Here is a 16,645-nt window from a genome sequence, read left to right on the forward strand (position 1 = left end):
TGGAACGTGCCAAGATTAAAGCCCTGTTAGGTTGTTCCTGACGGCGGCTGATTCGTTTGCCTATCCGGTGTGGACCAGAACATAGACGAATACCGAGTAAAGCACGGAAAGCGTTACGAATTTTCCCGCTGCAGCCAACATGAAGGGCCGCAGATCCTGCCAGCTGGTATCCCGGGCAATATTGGCGACTTCTTCGGCAATTTCACGCGTCACATCATCCATCTTGTGGCCGGCGAGCGACAGAATGATCCGGGTCGTTCGGCCCGTTTCAATCGCTTCGGCTTCTTCCAGGACCTGCTTGAAGACGAGGGCCGCGACCGTCTCGCCAATGGCTTTCCGGGGGCGCCAGGAATATTCCCGCAACTTGCTGAGAACCAGCCGGGCTGTCGGAAAGGTGACAATTGCGTCGCGTAACAGGAAGACGGCAATCAGGACGACGATTACCGCCGAGAAGACACTATGAGAATAAAGGCCAAGGCGATATCCGAGCCATGCGCCGATCAGCAAGAGCGCCTTGATGAAAACGGATTTCACAAAGGTGGTGATGCTTTGGCGCAGATATTCCTCGGCATGCCCACGGATGCGCTCTCGCGCATCGAGGGCGGCCTGATGAATGATTTTCTTTTTCTTGCGATTGACCGCAGTCGTAATCGCCTTGCGGCCAAGGCTCACGCCCGTGGTCAAAGCAGACACGACGAGAAAGGCCGCTCTCAGCATGAGGCAGCCTTTCTGTCATGGATGTATGCCTGACGGCATCTGTGTGATTCGAGGTCGGGCATGCGCCCTTTAGATCAGCTCGTCGATGATCTTTTGCAAGCCTTTCACAGCCTGATCAGGATTGCTGACCACAAAATACCCGGCGGCCAACGCCATGGTGGCGGCCGCAATCGGACGTTTCTCAACCAGCGAAGCGATCGTGTCGAAAGGCAACTCAGCCAACATATCGGCTGTCGCATTCTCAAACTGGTCCAACTCTTCCTCGGTGGACTTGCCTGGCTTCAGGAACACCACAGTGCAGATGCAAGCGATGGCCATGAGGATACATGCGACGGTCACCGTCGCCCACAGCAGGCCCATCACTGGAATGAGTGCCAAAACACCGGCAATCGTTAAAGCCGTAGTGCCGGCGAAGCCAAAAAAGACCGCGCCGGCACCAGCAATAATTCTAAGTTTTGCTACATCCATCGTAGGGGGCTACTTACGCAGCGCCGCGATCAATACGCCGGTACCGAACGCGATGCCGACGGCTGCGAGTGGGTTTTCGCGAACTTTCGTTTCAACGAAATCCTTGGCATTGCCAGCTTCCTTGGATGCCTTCGAAGCGTAATCTTTCGATTTTTCGACGCCTTTCGAGATTTCCTGGCTCGAACGGCCCTTGATGTATTTGCCGGAATTATTGGCAAACGACTGAAGGTCCGAGCGCAGCTGGGAAATATCTTCTTTCAGCGCGTCATAGTCGGAAGAGGCTGCTTTTGCTGCTGATTCTGTCAATTTGATAGATCCATTCGTTTTTGAGGCAGATGTGCGAGTTGCCATTGTGAAACTCCATTCATGTCGTAAATTCAACTAATCAACGGCGCGCGCTTGCAATTGTTCCAGATTAGGTTGGATTGATGCGCAGGCGTGCGTAAATTTTGTATCGCCGACAGGGTTGAGGGAGCGATGAGCGTGTTCAAGAGAAGATTGGCGCAGTATGCGCAGCTCGGAGAAGACGCTTGGTCGCTTTTCTACGAGCTGGACCAGCAGGAAGAAGTTTACAGGGCCGGCGAAGACCTGATCCAGGCAGGGGAGGAAACCAACAGGGTCTTCATCCTGCAGAGTGGCTGGGCCATTCGCTATCGTCTGCTGGAGGATGGCCGTCGTCAGATCGTCAATTTCATGTTGCCAGGTGACGTGTTTGACCTTCAGGCCCTTGCAGACCTTGAAGCGGATCATTCAGTGACGGCCATCACCGATTGTCACGTCGCCGTGATTGCTTCCAGGCCCTTCATAGAGATGCTGCAGCAATCAGCGAGACTGGCATCTGCGTTCTGGTGGTCTGCTGTCCAGGAAGAGTCGATCCTGCGCGAACAGATTGTGCGGATCGGGCGGCGCTCGGCGAGAGAACGCATCGGCCACATGCTGCTGGAACTGCATCGGCGATATGTTGGCGCGACGGGAGAGGATGTTGATCAGCTCACCATGCCTCTGACGCGTGCGGATATTGCCGACGCGCTCGGTCTCACACCCGTCCACGTCTCGCGAACCATGTCTGCAATGCGCCGGTCAGGCCTGATAGCTGAGGATCGAGGCGGCGAAGTTACGCTGCTTGATCGCGAGCGCCTGATGCGTCTGTCCTTCTTCGATATCGACTACCTGCATTTGAAAAAAATAAATCTTCTCAACCCGGAAGCACGTTCAAACGGCCAAGATAAAATTCAGCGGGCTAATCTAGATTAATGCTAGCGCCGTCATTGAATTATAATAACTGAGTTTTTGATCAGTACGCGATTCCTTCTTTGACAGACCTTTCTACCAATTCTGGATCGCTGCTTCGTCGGCTGCGTCGTCTCGGCTTGATCCTGACCGGCGATCAGACACTGGCAGATGGCATCCTGGAAGCGGCCTTCCTGCGCGCCAGACCGGCGGTGCAGGCGCAGCGGAATATCTCTCCTCAGGACATCTTCAAACTGGCTTTTGATGCCTTCGATGACGCGATCCATCGCAAGGGCGTGGTTGTGATCCTGACGACATCGCGTGATGAGGATGGCTCGCTGAACGGTCGTGTCCGTAGTCTGACTTACGTTGAGCGGGTCGCTGTCGCGTTGATCCTTGTAGAGGACATGTCGCCACATGATGCGATGGTCCTGTCTGGACGACCGTCGCAGATTTTGGAGAATTCGCTCAATTCTGCTATCAAAAAACTGGATGGAATCAGGGCCTCAGGGACCAATGGATACTAATAAGAAAGATGTCAGTAAGCTAAAGCGCGTGCTGTCCGAAATTCAACTTTCTTCGCCGGATACCGGCCTCGAGAAAGCCTGGAAGGCGTTGGGCGAGATAGAGCCGATGGAGCCGGCCACTCAAAGTGAAGAGCTGGCAAAAGCAAAAGATACGCCGGATCTGTCGAAATCCTGAATGTGGGGCAGGGGGCTTTTAGTCAAACAGGCCCTGGCTATTTGCAATCGCATCAAGATCGCGCAAGGCATAGACCGTCGCGGCAAGACGCCAGTCGCCTTCACATTCAGCCAGCGTTGCCGCGGCTGATCCTGCAGCAGTCGCCAGCCGGTCTTCCCACATTGCCTGCATGTCGATCTTGTCGCTGTCTTCTGTGCGCCGGTCCTTCATCCATTCAAGATAGGATGCGGCCACGCCGCCTGCGTTGAACAGAATATCCGGACCAACGGCAATGCTTCGGCTTTTCAAAACATCGTCTGCATCTGGATTGACTGCGGCATTGGCGATCTCGAGCAGGAATTTGCAGTTGAGATTTGTCGCATTGTCGGTGCGCACGGCATCGGACATCGCAGCCAGGCACAGTATATCGCAATCGACAGATAGAATGGCCTCAGACGCGTCACTGTAGTTAAGGCCTCCATCGCGTTTCTGGCTGGCGATGTCTTCGATATCCAGGCCCTTGGGATCAGTTATTGTGCCGCTGCTATCGGCCATGGCAACAATGGTTGCGCCAGCTGCCGCCGCATCTTCAGCAAATTCCATCCCGGCTTTACCCATACCCTGAACGGCAATCCGACTGTTTTGCAGATCCAGGCCAAGGTCGTTCTGGAGGTGTTTAAGGATGAAAACCGCACCGCGACCCGTTGCGCCCTTGCGAAGCGTAATCCCGCCCGCGTCTTGCGGTTTTCCAGTGACGGCGCCCTTCGCGTCTTCATCATCCATTGAGCGTTGTAGCCCTGCGATCAACGCTTCCATATCATCCGGGGTCGTCGCCACGTCAGGGGCTGCTATATCGTGATCGGGCCGAAGCGTGTCTGCAAACAAATCGCCATACGCATCGGCCAGCTGATGGCGCTCATTCTGTGAGAGGGTCGCGGGATCAACCCGAACCGCGCCCTTGGCTCCGCCGAACGGCAAGTCCAGAAGGGCGCACTTCAATGTCATCAGCAGACCGAGGCAGTTGATCTCATCGGCATTCGCGTGTGGCGAAAAACGTATGCCGCCTTTTGTCGGGCCCTTGAGGGAGTTGTACCGGCAGCGCCACGACTGGAAATACTCCAGCTCGCCATCATCCTTTTTGAGCGTCAGTTCGCGCTCGATCAGATCGGAGGGGAGGGAGAGAAGTCGCCGGATTTTTGAGAGATCATTGTCCGCATCAACCGCGCGGTCCAAGCGATAAAGGGCGCCCTGAAGATAGTTAGACATCATGACTTCCCGGTGCGGGCATGGAAATGCCGCCGGACATGTCCGGCGGCATCCTGAAATTTATTCGGCGGCAACCGACTCCGAAGACGGGTGGAAGAACAGCGCCTGGCCGATGGCGGCCTTTACTGTGTTTTCCTGGAAAGGTTTCGGGATGAGATAGGTCGGCTCTGGCCGTTCACCCGTGAGAAGCCGTTCCGGGAACGCCGTGATAAAGATGATCGGAACATCAAGCTCTTCGAGAATCTCGTGCGCGGCATCAATGCCCGAGGAGTTATCTGCAAGCTGGATGTCACACAGGATCAGGCCGGGCGGATTGGCGCGTGCCATCGCAACGGCTTCAGTGTGCGTCGTTGCGTTTCCGATAACTTCATGACCGAGTTCTTCGACAAGGCTTTCCAGATCGGCAGCGATAATCGGCTCATCTTCGATGATGAGAACCTTGGTAGACAAGGTCGCTTCGATGTCGGTGTGAGCCTTCGCGATAAGCTGCTCGACCTCTTCGGAGGTTTTACCGAGAATTGTAGCCGCTTCGCTGACCTGAAAGCCCTCAAGCGCGGTCAGAAGAAACGCCTGGCGCTCAATCGGCGCGAGCGCTTGCAGACGGCTCTCTGGACTGGCGGCTGAATCCTCCGCGCGTTCCAGGCGGGCGCCTGTCGATCCCCAGATCGCATGGAAAAACCGATACAACGCCTGACGGGGTGGCAGATCACGACTGACTTGCGTCGGATCCTCTGCCAGCGCTGTCAGTGATGCTCGAATATACGAATCGCCACTCGCCTGGCTTCCCGTCAACGCGCGCGCGTAGCGCCGGAGAAAAGGCAGGTGTGGACCGAACTGTTCGACAAGACTCATTAATTTCCCTCGCAGATTGGCGTCTGACCTATAACTTGTGTTGAATCGAAAAGTTGCAACCAAATGAAAAAAAACTCTGTGCGTTGGAACTTTCCATCTCCGCACGTCTTATCATTTGTTCAAGACACGGCTGCTACCCGGGGAAATATGAGCTATAAAGCGAGTTACTCAGATATGAATCAAAAGCCAGACGCCGATGCGGACGAGGGCCGCTCGCGCAAGTTGCGCCAAAAACGGATCGGCGACCAACTTCGTCGGCTGTATGACGACGTGACCAGCGAACCAGTGCCAGACGAGTTTCTGAGCCTGCTGGAACAAGCCGACAATTCTTCGAAAAACAAGAAATAGAGACTGTTTTGACAACGCCGACCATAGACGATCAGGCCTTCAAAACAGAACTTGCCAGCCTGATTCCCCATCTTCGCGCATTTGCGCGCAGCCTTTGTGGCAACGCCACAGCCGCCGATGACCTGGCCCAGGAAGCCATGCTGAAAGCGTGGAAAGCCCGCGCCAGCTATCAGGCCGGTACCAATCTGAAAGCCTGGACCTTCACGATCCTGCGCAACCTGTTCTATTCCGAAAAGCGCCGCAGCTGGCGTCGTCAGCAACTCGACCCGGAAGTTGCAGAAGCGACACTGGTGTCGAACGATGATCCGTCATCAGCCATGGACTTGCTCGCCCTGAGAACCGGTCTGGCCGTGCTTCCGGAAGACCAGCGAGAAGCGCTGATTCTGGTCGGGGCAGGCGGACTGTCTTACGAGGAAACCGCCGAGATTTGCGGGTGCGCCGTGGGAACGATCAAGAGCCGCGTCAGCCGTGCACGCAAGGCACTTGCCGAGATTGTAGAGAACACGAAATCTGGCTTTGCAGGCGACGGCACATTGCGTGCTTCAGAAGCGTTCGACGATATCATGAAGCAGGCCGACGAGCTTTCGCGTGGACAACCGGCAGACGTCTGAACAACCTTCCTCTTTTCGTAGAGGTTCACTACGGCTGCGATTGCTCATAACAATCGCAGCCGCACTGACTCCAATTCTCATTTTTGCCGGGTTCCGCTCCTACTTGAATGCGCAGGATGCCCGCGCCGAACGCCGCAACAATCTGACTGAAATCTCGGACAGGGCGATCGATGAAGTCGAACAGGTTCTGTCGACGGTCGATACACTGCAGCAGATTTATGAAGCCGATATTGTCGCCGGGGACTGCCGTGGGGTTTTCGCCACCTTGTCCCCGCGTGTGCCGCAATTATCCAACATTGCGTACTTTGACAGTGAAGGCTTCACACAGTGCTCTGCTTTGACGGAACGGCCAACTCTCAAAGTGGCCCAGCCGGAAGCGTTCGAACAGTTGAAGGCCGGCAAGACGACGATCCGCACAGACGCTTTCTTCGGACCGCAGAGCCAGACCTGGCTGTTTTCTGTGTTGCGCCGGGTTGAAGACGGTGACGGTCAGTTTCGCGGTGCCATGGCTTTTCCACTGCGTACAGATGAACTGATCCGCACCATACGCCTGACGAACCTGCCTGATGACGTGGAGCTGGCCCTGTCCGATGGCGATGGCCAGGTCTTTGGCAGTACCCGCATCGTTGGTATCAGCAATACATGGATCAAGGCAGCCACCGGGGACCCCGATGGCGAGCTCTTCGTGCTGAAAACCAAAGATGGCAGGTCGATTGACGTGGTTGTTCGGGCCATTGTCGATGGCCGGATTTACGCCGTTATCTCCAGACCATCCCCCGGACTGTTCAGCGAATTTACGCTTCAGCCGCTCGAGTCCGTCGGCATTCCTCTGCTGTCATTCTCGCTCGCGCTCATTGCGGCCTGGCTGGCGGTGGACGGACTGGTTCTGAAGTGGTTGTCGCGGCTTCGCAGGCTGGCGCTGATTTATGGCGAAGGGCACTACAACTTTCGCATCGGCGAGGAGTTTGCGAACGCGCCAGATGAAATTTTGTCGTTCGCTCTGACATTTGACCGGATGGCGAACCGCATCGCCGATCGTGACAGTTCCTTGCGCGCGGCGATCAACACGCGCGACGCCGCGGTGAAGGAAATCCATCACCGCGTGAAAAACAACCTCCAGATCGTGGCGAGCTTTCTGAACCTTCAACGTCGCCAGGTCTCGGACCCGGCCGCAAGGCAGGTTATCTCCGCAGCACGGCACAGGATTGATGCGCTTTCGATTGTGCACCAGACGCTCTATCAACATGAGCGGCTTGAGACGGTCCACATGAGGCCGTTTCTGGAAGCTTTGCTGTCGCACCTTTCAGGCGCGCTCGGTATGGATGAGCTTCACGTCAATATTGTTCAGAAGATCGAGGAAATTGATCGCCCGGCCGACGATGCCATTCCGATCGCGCTCTTCTTGCTGGAAGCGGTGACCAACGCCATCAAATACGCGTTTGACGAGACCGGCGGCACGATCAACGTGACGCTGACCGAAGACAAGGCAGGTGAGGAAATCGTGCTTGCCATCGCCGATGACGGCTTCGGCGCAGACGTCGACGAGGCGAGTGATGCTGGTCCTTCCGGGCTGGGATCCAGGCTCATGGCGGCCTTTGCGAAACAGCTGCGCGCCAAGCATGAAGTGAGTTCAACGCCAGGCGGCGGCTACACGGTTTCGCTGCGTATGCCTGGAACCGAACGCGTCATGAAGACGACTGACTTCTAGTCTATCTCAATGCGGGTTTCGGCGCGGTTGAAATCTGGCGTCAGGACATGCGGTGTCTGCGGCACGAAGCGATCGCCATGCAGGTCAAATACCGTCACCACGCAATTGTCGCCGGAAATGTCGATCAGATTGAAACTTGCCGGCGTATTGCGCAGCCGGGTGGAAAGCGTGCCAGCGGAGACCGCGATATAGGCTTCGTTTTCATGGTCGACCACGGTCACTGAGGGCGCATGCACATGCCCGGTCAGGAGGTATCTGAAACGGCTACGCGCAATCCGCCGGCTTGATCGGCGGCCACGCCGTGTTTCCGTTCGCAAGGGCGCGTCCGGAGGCGACAGGAAGGGGTGGTGGCATATCAGAAAACACATTTTGCCTTCCAGGTCGCCGCACGTGGCAATCGCGTCTTCCAGATCCTCAAGATTGACCGAACCTTCGGCCCAGTTCTTTCGGGTCTGCCAGCCGCGTGACGTGTTGATGCCAATCAGGACAGCATTATCGAGCACAACCGGTTTGCTCAGATCTCCGAAATAGTCGTCGTATCTTTCAAATGGTGACACGACACGCTCATAAAGGTTGAGCAGGGGGGTGTCGTGATTTCCCGCGACGACAAGCTTGGGCAAATCAAACGAGTCGAGCCATTCGCGGGAATCGCTGAACTCAGACCGTTTCCCGCGTTGGGTGAGGTCCCCGCAAACAGCAAAGGCGTCCGGCTCAATGGCCTCGCATGTTTCTTTGAAAGCTTTCAGGGCACGAGGATTTTCCGTGCCGAAATGGATGTCTGCAATCTGGATAATTTTTGACATTAGATCTGGGCCGATATAGCGCGGCCCGCCTTTTCGATACGTGTGAACCGTGTGCCGGACTTAAGCCGGGTCGGCTCACCGTCCAGCGTAACACGCAGTTCTTTGCCGCGCTCATGATTAAGTACGACGTCGACCGCCTGCAACGTGGTCACGCCGCTTGCATCGCGCCAGTCGGAGAACAGGGCGCCCAAACCTGAAGCCATGAGTTCGAGTGGATTATCAGGGTCAATATACGCAAACTCGAAGGCGGATTCTTCGTGCGTTCCAACGAAAATCGAAGCCGCAGTGGCGAAGCCGGAGCTTGCGTCGAGGGATGGCCCGCCGGTCTCGAATGTCATCGTTGTGCGAAGATCGAGCAGATCGCTGCCAGACAACTCCTGTAGGGCCTGAAGGAAGTGCCCTTCGCGAAGGTGCTCGCGCGGGCCTGTCAGATCGGTGAGGTTTCCTGCCATCGCTGCGACATAGAAGCGATGATCGCCCGCTGTGCCGGCTGGCACGTCGATCATCTTGCCTTCGGTCAGTCCGCGCCGGAGGCATTCATTCCATTCGCAAGGGCCGCCGTGGATCTGTTTGTGAAACATGTTCATGGTGCCGCCGGGCAAGGGCAGGACAGGGACGCCTTCGGCCCCGGCATTCTGCAACGCGCAGGCAACCGTGCCGTCGCCGCTCCATACGACAAGCACATCAGGCTTTTCATCCAGCGCCGATTTGATCGGCGAGACGATATCATCGCCGTCCAGCATTCTGAGCTCGCAAGTTTCGCCAAGGTCGGCCAGCAAAGCGCGCATTCGATCAGCCGCATCGACCGGAACGCTTCCCGATCGCGGGTTGATCAGAACTGAAATGCTCTTCATCGGTTGCCTCGCAGCGCCTTGATAAGGTCAGCTTTGTTCATGTTGGATCTTCCGTCGATGTCGAGCTCTTGCGCCCGCTGATATAAATCGTCTTTGGTCCAGTCTTCATAAGGTGGCGACTTTCCACCTTTCTCAGAAGGGTGCTGGTCGGGATTCGCCTTGGCATTGGCGATCCGAGCCGCTGTGGCTTTGGAATATCCGTCGTCCCGGAGGGCCTCGTATGTTTCGTCATCCTTAATGGATGCCCCGTGATTCTTGGCCATCGCAAACCCCCTTGATTGGACTGGATTGGTTGCGAAATAAACGCCAGCTGCCGATTTTCGTTCCGCTGCGGGAACCGCTGTCGATCAGGCGCGTACATTGATCATGGTCCAGAAATTACGCACACATGATTTACCATACCACCCAGCGATCGGACCGCTCGGCGATCTGGGGCATGTGTTCCGGCGCCTTGGTGGGATCTCTCGCCTGGATGTTGTGTTTTCGATGATCGGCGTCGGATGCGTCGCCTTCTGGTCATGTCTTCGCAAGGGGAAGAGCAAGGCGGTCAAGGTTTCGATGAAACCTGCAGTCTATTTGCTGACCTATATCCCTTCTGACACTCAGACCGAAACGGTCTGATTTTTTTCAGGCTCCTCGACAATTTTAAGATTTTACGCTGATCGCAAACGATGCGCTGAGCTTGCGTTAAGCGACGTCTTTCTGTCGACCTTACGCGCACAAAAAAAGCACAGCTGCGAGAGCTGTGCTTTTTCCGTGTTTAGCAGAAAGCCGATCGCCTAGTTGGCGCCAGCATCCTCGGCAGCTTGGTCGATTGCGCTACCAGCGGCTTCGACGTCTTCGCCGGCGCCTTCAACTGTGTTGCATGCTGCGGCGAGCATCGCCATCAGGCTCAGACCTACAATAACTATCGGCTTTTTCATGACTAAATCCCTGTTTCGTTAGACGAGTGAGTGCAACGCCGGGCCTGCATATTGGTTCCCAACTGGTTCCCAAAATTTTTTCCGGAACCTAGCCGATGGGTCTTCGTTGGTTTCGCATCGGTACTACACCGCAGACAACATTATAGGAGTTTATCATGCTTGGTTGGGCACTTACATTTTTCGTTCTTGCGATTATCGCAGCAATCTTCGGTTTTGGCGGCATTGCCGGCGCATCGGCCGGAATCGCACAAATCCTGTTCTTCGTGTTCCTCGCACTGCTCGTTCTGAGCTTCGTGGCACGGGCTGTCAGGGGTCGCAGCGTCCTATAGCAGACGCAACCTGTTGATTGAATAATTTGGGGCGGTGCCTGTAACGGCTCCGCCCCAATTTTTTATTGCTAGGAGATTTTCATGAACACGACTGACACAGGCCCCTCGGCCAACAGCATCATCATCATTCTGCTGTCGATCCTCTTGCCGCCACTTGGTGTTGCGCTGTCGCGAGGCATTGGCACCCAATTCCTGATCAACATTGTGCTGACCATCCTTGGTTATGTGCCAGGTCTGGTGCACGCCGTGTGGCTTGCAGCGCGTCCTGCGGACTGACCACCGCCTGACCGGAATTACGACTTACATCAGTTTCGAGCCAGTCTTTCAAAGACTGGCTTTTTTCTTTTGCCGCATCCGCGTATGCAGGTCGCCATGAGCATTAGCGAACCACAATGCGTTGCGCCGACCAGCTGCCTTCTGGGGCAGAGCCCGGTATGGAGCGCCTCTGAAGGCCTTCTCTGGTGGGTAGACCCCAAGCGGGCCAAACTGCACCGCTATAAACCGAAGACCGGCAATACGCGCCGCTACGATCTGCCTCTCAAGGCAAGTGTGATTGCCCTGGCGGGAGGTGAGCTCCTGATGGCGGGGGATCTGGAGTGCGGTTTCTTCGATACCGAGACGGAAGAATATAACCGTCTCATCCAGCAGACCGATGTCGATGTCAGGGATCGAATCAATAGCGGCGGTGTCGGTCCAGATGGCAGTTTCTGGTTCTCGACGATGGACGGCGATGAGATTGAGGCCCGAAGTCGCTGGTTCCGGATGCTGCCGGATCGATCAGTTGAGGAAATTGCCATTCCGCCGGTGATTATTCCGTCAACGGTCTGCTTTTCTGCAGATGGCTCGACAATGTACACATCCGATACAACAGAGCAGGAAATCCTCGCTTTCGATTATGACGCGCCGGCGGGCCTCTCCAATCGGCGCGTCTTTGCGACCACCAGCAATGGCGCCGGGTACCCCGACGGGGCCGCGCTGGATGCTGAGGGCTGTATCTGGGTGGCTGAATGGGATGGCGCACGTGTCGTTCGGTATCGCAGCGATGGCAAACTGGACCGCGTCGTCAAACTGCCGACAAGCCGGCCGACGGCATGCTGTTTCGGTGGGCCTGGCCTCAGGACATTGTACATTACAACAGCTCGCACGGGACTAACGACGTTCCAGATGGACACCCAGCCCTTTGCGGGAAGCCTCTTCGCGCTCGAAGTGGAATGCCCCGGAAATCCTTGCCATTCATGGACAGGACGGTGATCTGTCACGCTGCCCACCGCTTGCGCAGACAACTTCCTGCACCCACATGGCTTCACATTGACACCAATGAGGGGTAAGGCGTTGCCGGATACGGGCAAGACCGTGACCAACCCCCGGACTCTCAGGACGTAATTGATGGCCGATAAGGACAAGAAAAAAAGCGTGGACCCGATTACCTTTGCTCGCCAGGTCGAGGCGGAAGGCAAGAAGGTAACGTGGACATCCCCGCAGGAAACGGTTCAGGCGACTATCATGGTTGTCATCATGTCAGTCATCGTGGCTCTATTCCTGTTCATGTCCGACCAAATTATCGCCTTTCTGATCGGGTTAATTACCGGTCTGGGCGCCTAGAAAATTCAAGGAGTGCCCCGCACATGGCCGAGGCCAAATGGTATATCGTTCACGCATACTCGAACTTCGAAAAGAAGGTGGCTCAGGCCATCCGCGATCAGGCGAGCCTGAAGAACCTGTCCGAACTGATCGAGGAAATCGAAGTTCCGACTGAAGAAGTCGTTGAAGTTGTCCGCGGCAAGAAGAAGACCGTCGAAAAGCGCTACTTCCCAGGTTATGTCCTGCTGAAAGCCACGCTGACAGATGATGTTTACCACCTCGTGCGCGACACACCGAAAGTCTCAGGCTTTCTCGGTGCTGAAGGCGGCAAGAAACCTCTTCCAGTTCCACAGCGTGAAGTTGATCGCATTCTTGGCACGGCAGATGAGCCAGCCGCCGAACGCGTGCGTCCGCAGATCACCTTTGAAGTGGGTGAGCAGGTTCGCGTCAACGAAGGTGCGTTCCAGGGCTTTGAAGGCGGTGTTGAGGAAGTCGATGAGGCTGCCGGCCGTCTGAAAGTGTCCGTCTCGATCTTCGGCCGCGCAACGCCGGTCGATCTCGATTACGCGCAAGTCGACAAAATCAGCTAAGCAGGCTTTTGCCTGTCAGGTGCCTCGCGGCTATCGCTTGATCGAGTTGATCAGCGAAGCCGTGATGGCGTCCTGAGGTTTACCCTCACCATTGAGCGCAGGTTTCAGCCGGCCCGCCATGGTTTTGCCGCGCTCGACCCCCCATTGATCAAAGCTGTTGAGCCCCCACAGGACGCCTGCAAGGTAAGTCCGGTGCTCAAACAGGGCGATCAGGCTGCCAAGCCGGAAAGTGGTCAGTTCGGGCGCGTAGATGAAGGTCGATGGCCGTCCGCCCGCATGGACTTTCTGCGCGGCGATTTCCAGAGGCAGGTCAGGCTCTTCGGCGCGCACCTCTTCAAGCGTGCGGCCATTCGCAAGCACTTCAGCCTGCGCCAGCGCGTGCGCCGTCAGACCGGTCACACCCTCTTCGTCATCCGTCGCGCCCGGCGCCAGAATAAATTCGGTGGGCACCATGGATGGGCTCTGATGGAGCCATTGGTGGTAAGAGTGCTGACCAATCGTGCCTTCACCGCCCCAGAGAAGCGGTGCCGTCGGCATCTGCACGGGAATCCCGTCCGGGCCGACTGACTTGCCATTCGATTCCATTTCAAGCTGTTGCAGATAGGCTGGCAACAATTTGAGGCGACGCGAATATGCCAGAAGGGCGCGGGCCCCGAAGCCGAGAAAGGACGCATTCCAGACGTCGAGCAGCGCAAGGCGGATGGCGAGATTACTGCGAATGTCAGCCAGCTTCACATGCCGGTCCATCGCCTCGGCGCCGGCCCGGAATTCCGCCATCACGCGCGGCTCAAGCGCGATTGAGCAGGCGAGCGACCCGGCAGACCAGATTGAAAACCGCCCGCCAACACTTTCCGGCAAATTCAGGAGAAGGCCTTCCGCCCCGTCCAACCAGGCGGTTGCGCGGTCTGGGTTTGCGGTGACCAGTGCAAAATGAGCGGCCCAGCCATCTCCAACGCCAGCTTTGACCCAGTCGCGTGCCCGGCCAAGATTGTAGAGCGTTTCCTCGGTTCCGAATGATTTCGATACGCCGACCACAAGGGTTGTTGCCGGATCGAGCCCGTCTAGTGCGAGCTCGAGGTCAAGTGGATCGAGATTGGCGCAATAGCGCAATTCCATATCCTGGCGGCGTTTGTCATGAAACGCGTCAGCGATCAGCCGAGGGCCAAAGTCCGATCCGCCAATACCGATATGGACGATCGCCCGGAACGCTTCGCCGCTCGCGCCTTTTTTCCGGCCGTTCGCGATGTCGGCGGCCATATCCTCAGCGTCAATGACAGACTGGCGAACCGAGCGCGCTTCCTCTGATCTCGGGAGCGCGGCACGCAAAGCCCAGTGCAGGGCAGGGCGCCCTTCAGACGGGTTGACCATGTCGCCATCGAAGAGGTGCTTCAGAGCGCCTGGCAAATCCTTCTCGCGGGCGAGATCGAACAGTGCGCTCTCCGCCTCGCGGTCGAGATAATGGCGCGAGATGTCGGCTGACCAGCCCGCCGCATCAAGGCGTGGCGTATGGCTGCGCGCATTCAGAATATCGCGGAACGGCACATTTTTGAGCCGGTCGGCATGGGCAGTCAGTGTCATGGATCAGTCTCGCTCAACTACAATAGAACACGGTCAGGGCATCGCCTGCCGCTTTGCGCATCAGGGTTACAGGATGCGCCTTGTCACGGCGCTCATAGACGCGTCTTTTCTTGTCACCAGAGATGATGAGCAAAATGTGACGTGTCCGGGCCACGACGGGCAAGGTCAGTGTCATGCGCTGCGTAATGTCGCCGGTCACTTTTGTTTTGGGCGCCTCGATTGGCGCCACATGAAGGAGATTGCCGGGATCAGTTGCGGCGCCTAAGCCTTTCGCGTCCGCAAACCATGAGAGGGTATGGCCATCCGGCCCCATGCCCAGCACCATGACGTCCACGGGGCTGGTGATCGGCAGATAGGCCTGATGGACCTCGGTTTCCGCGCCGAAGGGGCTGTCTGCGTCGGTTGTCATCGGGATGAAGCTTGCCGCCGCTGCCTTGTTGCGAAACAGCGTGTCCCGCACCAGCTTTTCATTGGACGCCTCATCGTCGGCGGGCACCCATCGCTCATCGGCAAGACCGACCGTGACATTCGGCCAGTCGAGATCAATATCCGAGAGCGTTTCATAAACCGGCCCGGGCGTAGAGCCGCCCGAACAGATCAGACTTGCCTTGCCACGTCTGGAGAGGGCGTCAGCAAGGCGCGTCTCGATCCAGTTCGCTGCATCTATCTGCAAGCTCTCGCGGGTGCCAAAAGTATGGAACGCTGTGGTGTGCCTCATGCTCTGGCAGGGACACTCTCTGCCCCTTATGTGTCAAGGCCAAAGCGGGTCTAATGCGCTTGAATTGACATGCGTGCTTGAAAGCGCGCGCGCGCGTGTGTATGTCGCCCGCTTCAACGGGAATCAAAGGCCCGCTGGTAAAAGGAAAACCTGAAACGTCCGGCGGGCCGGACACTAGCTAGAGGAGCCCCACCATGGGCAAGGCAAAGTTTGAGCGGAACAAGCCGCACGTAAACATCGGCACGATTGGTCACGTTGACCACGGCAAGACGACGCTGACAGCAGCGATCACGATGACGCTTGCAGAAGTTTATGGCGGCGCGGCGAAGTCCTATGCGGACATCGACAACGCCCCTGAAGAAAAAGCACGCGGCATCACCATCAACACCGCACACGTTGAGTATGAGACGGAAAACCGTCACTACGCTCACGTCGACTGCCCGGGTCACGCTGACTATGTGAAGAACATGATCACCGGTGCGGCTCAGATGGACGGCGCGATCCTGGTTGTGAACGCAGCTGACGGCCCAATGCCGCAGACCCGCGAGCACATCCTGCTGGCCAAGCAGGTCGGTGTGCCTGCGATGGTTGTCTTCATGAACAAGGTCGACCAGGTTGACGACGAGGAGCTTCTTGAGCTCGTCGAGATGGAAGTTCGTGAACTTCTGTCGTCCTACGACTTCCCGGGCGACGAGATTCCGATCATTTCCGGCTCTGCACTCGCTGCTGTTGAAGGCCGCGACGAGAAGATCGGCAAGGAGAAGATCCTCGAGCTGATGAAAGCTGTCGACGAGTACATCCCGACCCCTGAGCGTCCACTGGACAAGCCATTCCTGATGCCGGTTGAGGACGTGTTCTCGATCTCCGGCCGTGGTACGGTTGTGACCGGCCGCGTCGAGACGGGCGTCATCAAGGTTGGTGAAGAAGTCGAGATCGTTGGTATCCGCGACACGCAGAAGACGACCGTTACGGGCGTTGAAATGTTCCGCAAGCTGCTCGACCAGGGCCAGGCTGGCGACAACATCGGCGCGCTGATCCGCGGTATCGACCGTGAGGGTGTTGAGCGCGGCCAGGTTCTCTGTAAGCCAGGCTCGATCACGCCGCACACGACGTTCGAAGCTGAAGCCTACATCCTGACCAAGGAAGAGGGTGGCCGTCACACGCCATTCTTCACCAACTACCGTCCACAGTTCTACTTCCGTACGACGGACGTGACGGGTGTTGTCCAGCTTCCAGCGGACAAGGAAATGGTTCTTCCAGGCGACAACGTCAAAATGGACGTTGAGCTGATCGCGCCAATCGCGATGGACCAGGGCCTGCGCTTCGCCATCCGCGAAGGCGGCCGCACCGTCGGTGCCGGCGTCGTCTCTTCGGTCAAGAAGTAAGAC

23 protein-coding genes are annotated in these 16,645 nt (G+C 56.9%); 12 read left to right on the forward strand and 11 right to left on the reverse strand.

Annotation, left to right across the window (positions count from 1 at the left end; all coding sequences use genetic code 11):
• Nucleotides 1-60 precede the first annotated feature (60 nt).
• The 3 genes from B8783_RS03500 to B8783_RS03510 all read right to left on the reverse strand — a co-directional run bounded on the left by B8783_RS03500 (nucleotide 61) and on the right by B8783_RS03510 (nucleotide 1,491).
• Nucleotides 61-717 carry a hypothetical protein gene (locus tag B8783_RS03500; protein WP_084418406.1) on the reverse strand — a complete coding sequence of 219 codons (657 nt, stop codon included), beginning with the start codon at nucleotides 715-717 and terminating at the stop codon, nucleotides 61-63.
• Between the two features lie 69 nt (nucleotides 718-786).
• Nucleotides 787-1,185: a hypothetical protein gene (locus tag B8783_RS03505; RefSeq protein ID WP_084418407.1), complete on the reverse strand. Its 399-nt coding sequence runs from the start codon at nucleotides 1,183-1,185 to the stop codon at nucleotides 787-789.
• A 9-nt stretch (nucleotides 1,186-1,194) separates the two neighbouring features.
• Entirely contained in the window at nucleotides 1,195-1,491 is a 297-nt protein-coding gene (locus tag B8783_RS03510) for a DUF883 family protein (RefSeq protein WP_084418408.1), read from the reverse strand.
• 171 nt (nucleotides 1,492-1,662) lie between these two features.
• Here B8783_RS03510 and B8783_RS03515 point away from each other — a divergent pair, with 171 nt between their 5' ends.
• The 3 genes from B8783_RS03515 to B8783_RS03525 are packed head-to-tail and all read left to right on the forward strand — an operon-like array spanning nucleotide 1,663 to nucleotide 3,117.
• Nucleotides 1,663-2,439 carry a Crp/Fnr family transcriptional regulator gene (locus B8783_RS03515; RefSeq protein ID WP_084418409.1) on the forward strand — a complete coding sequence of 259 codons (777 nt, stop codon included), beginning with the start codon at nucleotides 1,663-1,665 and terminating at the stop codon, nucleotides 2,437-2,439.
• 59 nt (nucleotides 2,440-2,498) lie between these two features.
• Nucleotides 2,499-2,942, forward strand: coding sequence for a hypothetical protein (locus B8783_RS03520; protein WP_084418410.1), 444 nt, complete (start codon nucleotides 2,499-2,501; stop codon nucleotides 2,940-2,942).
• Entirely contained in the window at nucleotides 2,932-3,117 is a 186-nt protein-coding gene (locus tag B8783_RS03525; protein WP_084418411.1) for a hypothetical protein, read from the forward strand. Before B8783_RS03520 ends, B8783_RS03525 begins: the two co-directional genes overlap by 11 nt.
• Nucleotides 3,118-3,135: 18 nt before the next feature.
• Here the strand turns inward: B8783_RS03525 and B8783_RS03530 are convergent, their stop codons facing one another.
• Nucleotides 3,136-4,362: a Glu/Leu/Phe/Val family dehydrogenase gene (locus tag B8783_RS03530; protein ID WP_233355661.1), complete on the reverse strand. Its 1,227-nt coding sequence runs from the start codon at nucleotides 4,360-4,362 to the stop codon at nucleotides 3,136-3,138.
• A 60-nt stretch (nucleotides 4,363-4,422) separates the two neighbouring features.
• Nucleotides 4,423-5,214 carry a response regulator gene (locus B8783_RS03535; protein WP_084418413.1) on the reverse strand — a complete coding sequence of 264 codons (792 nt, stop codon included), beginning with the start codon at nucleotides 5,212-5,214 and terminating at the stop codon, nucleotides 4,423-4,425.
• A 147-nt stretch (nucleotides 5,215-5,361) separates the two neighbouring features.
• Here B8783_RS03535 and B8783_RS03540 point away from each other — a divergent pair, with 147 nt between their 5' ends.
• The 3 genes from B8783_RS03540 to B8783_RS03550 are packed head-to-tail and all read left to right on the forward strand — an operon-like array spanning nucleotide 5,362 to nucleotide 7,881.
• Nucleotides 5,362-5,562, forward strand: a complete 201-nt coding sequence (locus tag B8783_RS03540; RefSeq protein ID WP_084418414.1) for a NepR family anti-sigma factor — start codon at nucleotides 5,362-5,364, stop codon at nucleotides 5,560-5,562.
• A gap of 8 nt (nucleotides 5,563-5,570) precedes the next feature.
• Nucleotides 5,571-6,173 carry a sigma-70 family RNA polymerase sigma factor gene (locus B8783_RS03545; protein ID WP_084418415.1) on the forward strand — a complete coding sequence of 201 codons (603 nt, stop codon included), beginning with the start codon at nucleotides 5,571-5,573 and terminating at the stop codon, nucleotides 6,171-6,173.
• Nucleotides 6,174-6,213: 40 nt separating this feature from the next.
• Nucleotides 6,214-7,881, forward strand: a complete 1,668-nt coding sequence (locus B8783_RS03550) for a sensor histidine kinase (RefSeq protein WP_084418416.1) — start codon at nucleotides 6,214-6,216, stop codon at nucleotides 7,879-7,881.
• On the opposite strand, the gene B8783_RS03555 is transcribed toward B8783_RS03550, so the two are convergent.
• From B8783_RS03555 to B8783_RS03575, 4 genes are all read right to left on the reverse strand, one after another.
• A complete protein-coding gene (locus tag B8783_RS03555; protein WP_084418417.1) occupies nucleotides 7,878-8,684 on the reverse strand; it encodes a metallophosphoesterase family protein in 807 nt (268 codons plus the stop codon). The two genes, B8783_RS03550 and B8783_RS03555, sit on opposite strands and share 4 nt — an antisense overlap.
• Nucleotides 8,684-9,538: a diacylglycerol/lipid kinase family protein gene (locus B8783_RS03560; RefSeq protein WP_084418418.1), complete on the reverse strand. Its 855-nt coding sequence runs from the start codon at nucleotides 9,536-9,538 to the stop codon at nucleotides 8,684-8,686. Before B8783_RS03560 ends, B8783_RS03555 begins: the two co-directional genes overlap by 1 nt.
• Entirely contained in the window at nucleotides 9,535-9,801 is a 267-nt protein-coding gene (locus B8783_RS03565; RefSeq protein ID WP_084418419.1) for a DUF7218 family protein, read from the reverse strand. The genes B8783_RS03560 and B8783_RS03565 overlap by 4 nt, the downstream gene beginning before the upstream one ends.
• Nucleotides 9,802-10,317: 516 nt before the next feature.
• Nucleotides 10,318-10,461: an entericidin A/B family lipoprotein gene (locus B8783_RS03575; protein ID WP_084418421.1), complete on the reverse strand. Its 144-nt coding sequence runs from the start codon at nucleotides 10,459-10,461 to the stop codon at nucleotides 10,318-10,320.
• A gap of 155 nt (nucleotides 10,462-10,616) precedes the next feature.
• Between B8783_RS03575 and B8783_RS03580 the strand changes: the two genes are divergently transcribed.
• The 5 genes from B8783_RS03580 (at nucleotide 10,617) to nusG (ending at nucleotide 12,961) form a co-directional block, all read left to right on the forward strand.
• Nucleotides 10,617-10,790 carry a DUF1328 domain-containing protein gene (locus tag B8783_RS03580; protein ID WP_084418422.1) on the forward strand — a complete coding sequence of 58 codons (174 nt, stop codon included), beginning with the start codon at nucleotides 10,617-10,619 and terminating at the stop codon, nucleotides 10,788-10,790.
• A gap of 81 nt (nucleotides 10,791-10,871) precedes the next feature.
• Nucleotides 10,872-11,066: a YqaE/Pmp3 family membrane protein gene (locus tag B8783_RS03585; RefSeq protein WP_084418423.1), complete on the forward strand. Its 195-nt coding sequence runs from the start codon at nucleotides 10,872-10,874 to the stop codon at nucleotides 11,064-11,066.
• 96 nt (nucleotides 11,067-11,162) lie between these two features.
• Entirely contained in the window at nucleotides 11,163-12,041 is an 879-nt protein-coding gene (locus B8783_RS03590) for an SMP-30/gluconolactonase/LRE family protein (RefSeq protein WP_169711689.1), read from the forward strand.
• 135 nt (nucleotides 12,042-12,176) lie between these two features.
• On the forward strand, nucleotides 12,177-12,392 hold the full coding sequence (secE, locus tag B8783_RS03595) for a preprotein translocase subunit SecE (protein ID WP_084418425.1): 216 nt from the start codon (nucleotides 12,177-12,179) through the stop codon (nucleotides 12,390-12,392).
• Nucleotides 12,393-12,415: 23 nt separating this feature from the next.
• Nucleotides 12,416-12,961 carry a transcription termination/antitermination protein NusG gene (gene nusG / locus B8783_RS03600; RefSeq protein WP_084418426.1) on the forward strand — a complete coding sequence of 182 codons (546 nt, stop codon included), beginning with the start codon at nucleotides 12,416-12,418 and terminating at the stop codon, nucleotides 12,959-12,961.
• A 30-nt stretch (nucleotides 12,962-12,991) separates the two neighbouring features.
• Here nusG and pgi read toward each other — a convergent pair whose 3' ends face one another.
• Nucleotides 12,992-14,539, reverse strand: a complete 1,548-nt coding sequence (pgi, locus tag B8783_RS03605) for a glucose-6-phosphate isomerase (RefSeq protein ID WP_084418427.1) — start codon at nucleotides 14,537-14,539, stop codon at nucleotides 12,992-12,994.
• 13 nt (nucleotides 14,540-14,552) lie between these two features.
• A complete protein-coding gene (gene pgl / locus B8783_RS03610) occupies nucleotides 14,553-15,257 on the reverse strand; it encodes a 6-phosphogluconolactonase (RefSeq protein ID WP_084418428.1) in 705 nt (234 codons plus the stop codon).
• Between the two features lie 194 nt (nucleotides 15,258-15,451).
• Here pgl and tuf point away from each other — a divergent pair, with 194 nt between their 5' ends.
• Entirely contained in the window at nucleotides 15,452-16,642 is a 1,191-nt protein-coding gene (gene tuf, locus B8783_RS03615) for an elongation factor Tu (protein WP_084417748.1), read from the forward strand.
• The last annotated feature ends 3 nt before the right edge of the window (nucleotides 16,643-16,645 follow it).

Source organism: Henriciella litoralis, from assembly GCF_002088935.1.
Taxonomy (GTDB): domain Bacteria; phylum Pseudomonadota; class Alphaproteobacteria; order Caulobacterales; family Hyphomonadaceae; genus Henriciella; species Henriciella litoralis.

Coding starts and splice junctions, on each gene's coding strand:
- B8783_RS03500 (WP_084418406.1), bottom strand. CDS start 717: ATGCTGAGAGCGGCCTTTCTCGTCGTGTCTGCTTTGACCACGGGCGTG.
- B8783_RS03505 (WP_084418407.1), bottom strand. CDS start 1,185: ATGGATGTAGCAAAACTTAGAATTATTGCTGGTGCCGGCGCGGTCTTT.
- B8783_RS03515 (WP_084418409.1), top strand. CDS start 1,663: ATGAGCGTGTTCAAGAGAAGATTGGCGCAGTATGCGCAGCTCGGAGAA.
- B8783_RS03525 (WP_084418411.1), top strand. CDS start 2,932: ATGGATACTAATAAGAAAGATGTCAGTAAGCTAAAGCGCGTGCTGTCC.
- B8783_RS03530 (WP_233355661.1), bottom strand. CDS start 4,362: ATGTCTAACTATCTTCAGGGCGCCCTTTATCGCTTGGACCGCGCGGTT.
- B8783_RS03535 (WP_084418413.1), bottom strand. CDS start 5,214: ATGAGTCTTGTCGAACAGTTCGGTCCACACCTGCCTTTTCTCCGGCGC.
- B8783_RS03540 (WP_084418414.1), top strand. CDS start 5,362: ATGAGCTATAAAGCGAGTTACTCAGATATGAATCAAAAGCCAGACGCC.
- B8783_RS03555 (WP_084418417.1), bottom strand. CDS start 8,684: ATGTCAAAAATTATCCAGATTGCAGACATCCATTTCGGCACGGAAAAT.
- B8783_RS03560 (WP_084418418.1), bottom strand. CDS start 9,538: ATGAAGAGCATTTCAGTTCTGATCAACCCGCGATCGGGAAGCGTTCCG.
- B8783_RS03565 (WP_084418419.1), bottom strand. CDS start 9,801: ATGGCCAAGAATCACGGGGCATCCATTAAGGATGACGAAACATACGAG.
- B8783_RS03575 (WP_084418421.1), bottom strand. CDS start 10,461: ATGAAAAAGCCGATAGTTATTGTAGGTCTGAGCCTGATGGCGATGCTC.
- B8783_RS03580 (WP_084418422.1), top strand. CDS start 10,617: ATGCTTGGTTGGGCACTTACATTTTTCGTTCTTGCGATTATCGCAGCA.
- B8783_RS03585 (WP_084418423.1), top strand. CDS start 10,872: ATGAACACGACTGACACAGGCCCCTCGGCCAACAGCATCATCATCATT.
- B8783_RS03590 (WP_169711689.1), top strand. CDS start 11,163: ATGAGCATTAGCGAACCACAATGCGTTGCGCCGACCAGCTGCCTTCTG.
- secE (WP_084418425.1), top strand. CDS start 12,177: ATGGCCGATAAGGACAAGAAAAAAAGCGTGGACCCGATTACCTTTGCT.
- nusG (WP_084418426.1), top strand. CDS start 12,416: ATGGCCGAGGCCAAATGGTATATCGTTCACGCATACTCGAACTTCGAA.
- pgi (WP_084418427.1), bottom strand. CDS start 14,539: ATGACACTGACTGCCCATGCCGACCGGCTCAAAAATGTGCCGTTCCGC.
- pgl (WP_084418428.1), bottom strand. CDS start 15,257: ATGAGGCACACCACAGCGTTCCATACTTTTGGCACCCGCGAGAGCTTG.
- tuf (WP_084417748.1), top strand. CDS start 15,452: ATGGGCAAGGCAAAGTTTGAGCGGAACAAGCCGCACGTAAACATCGGC.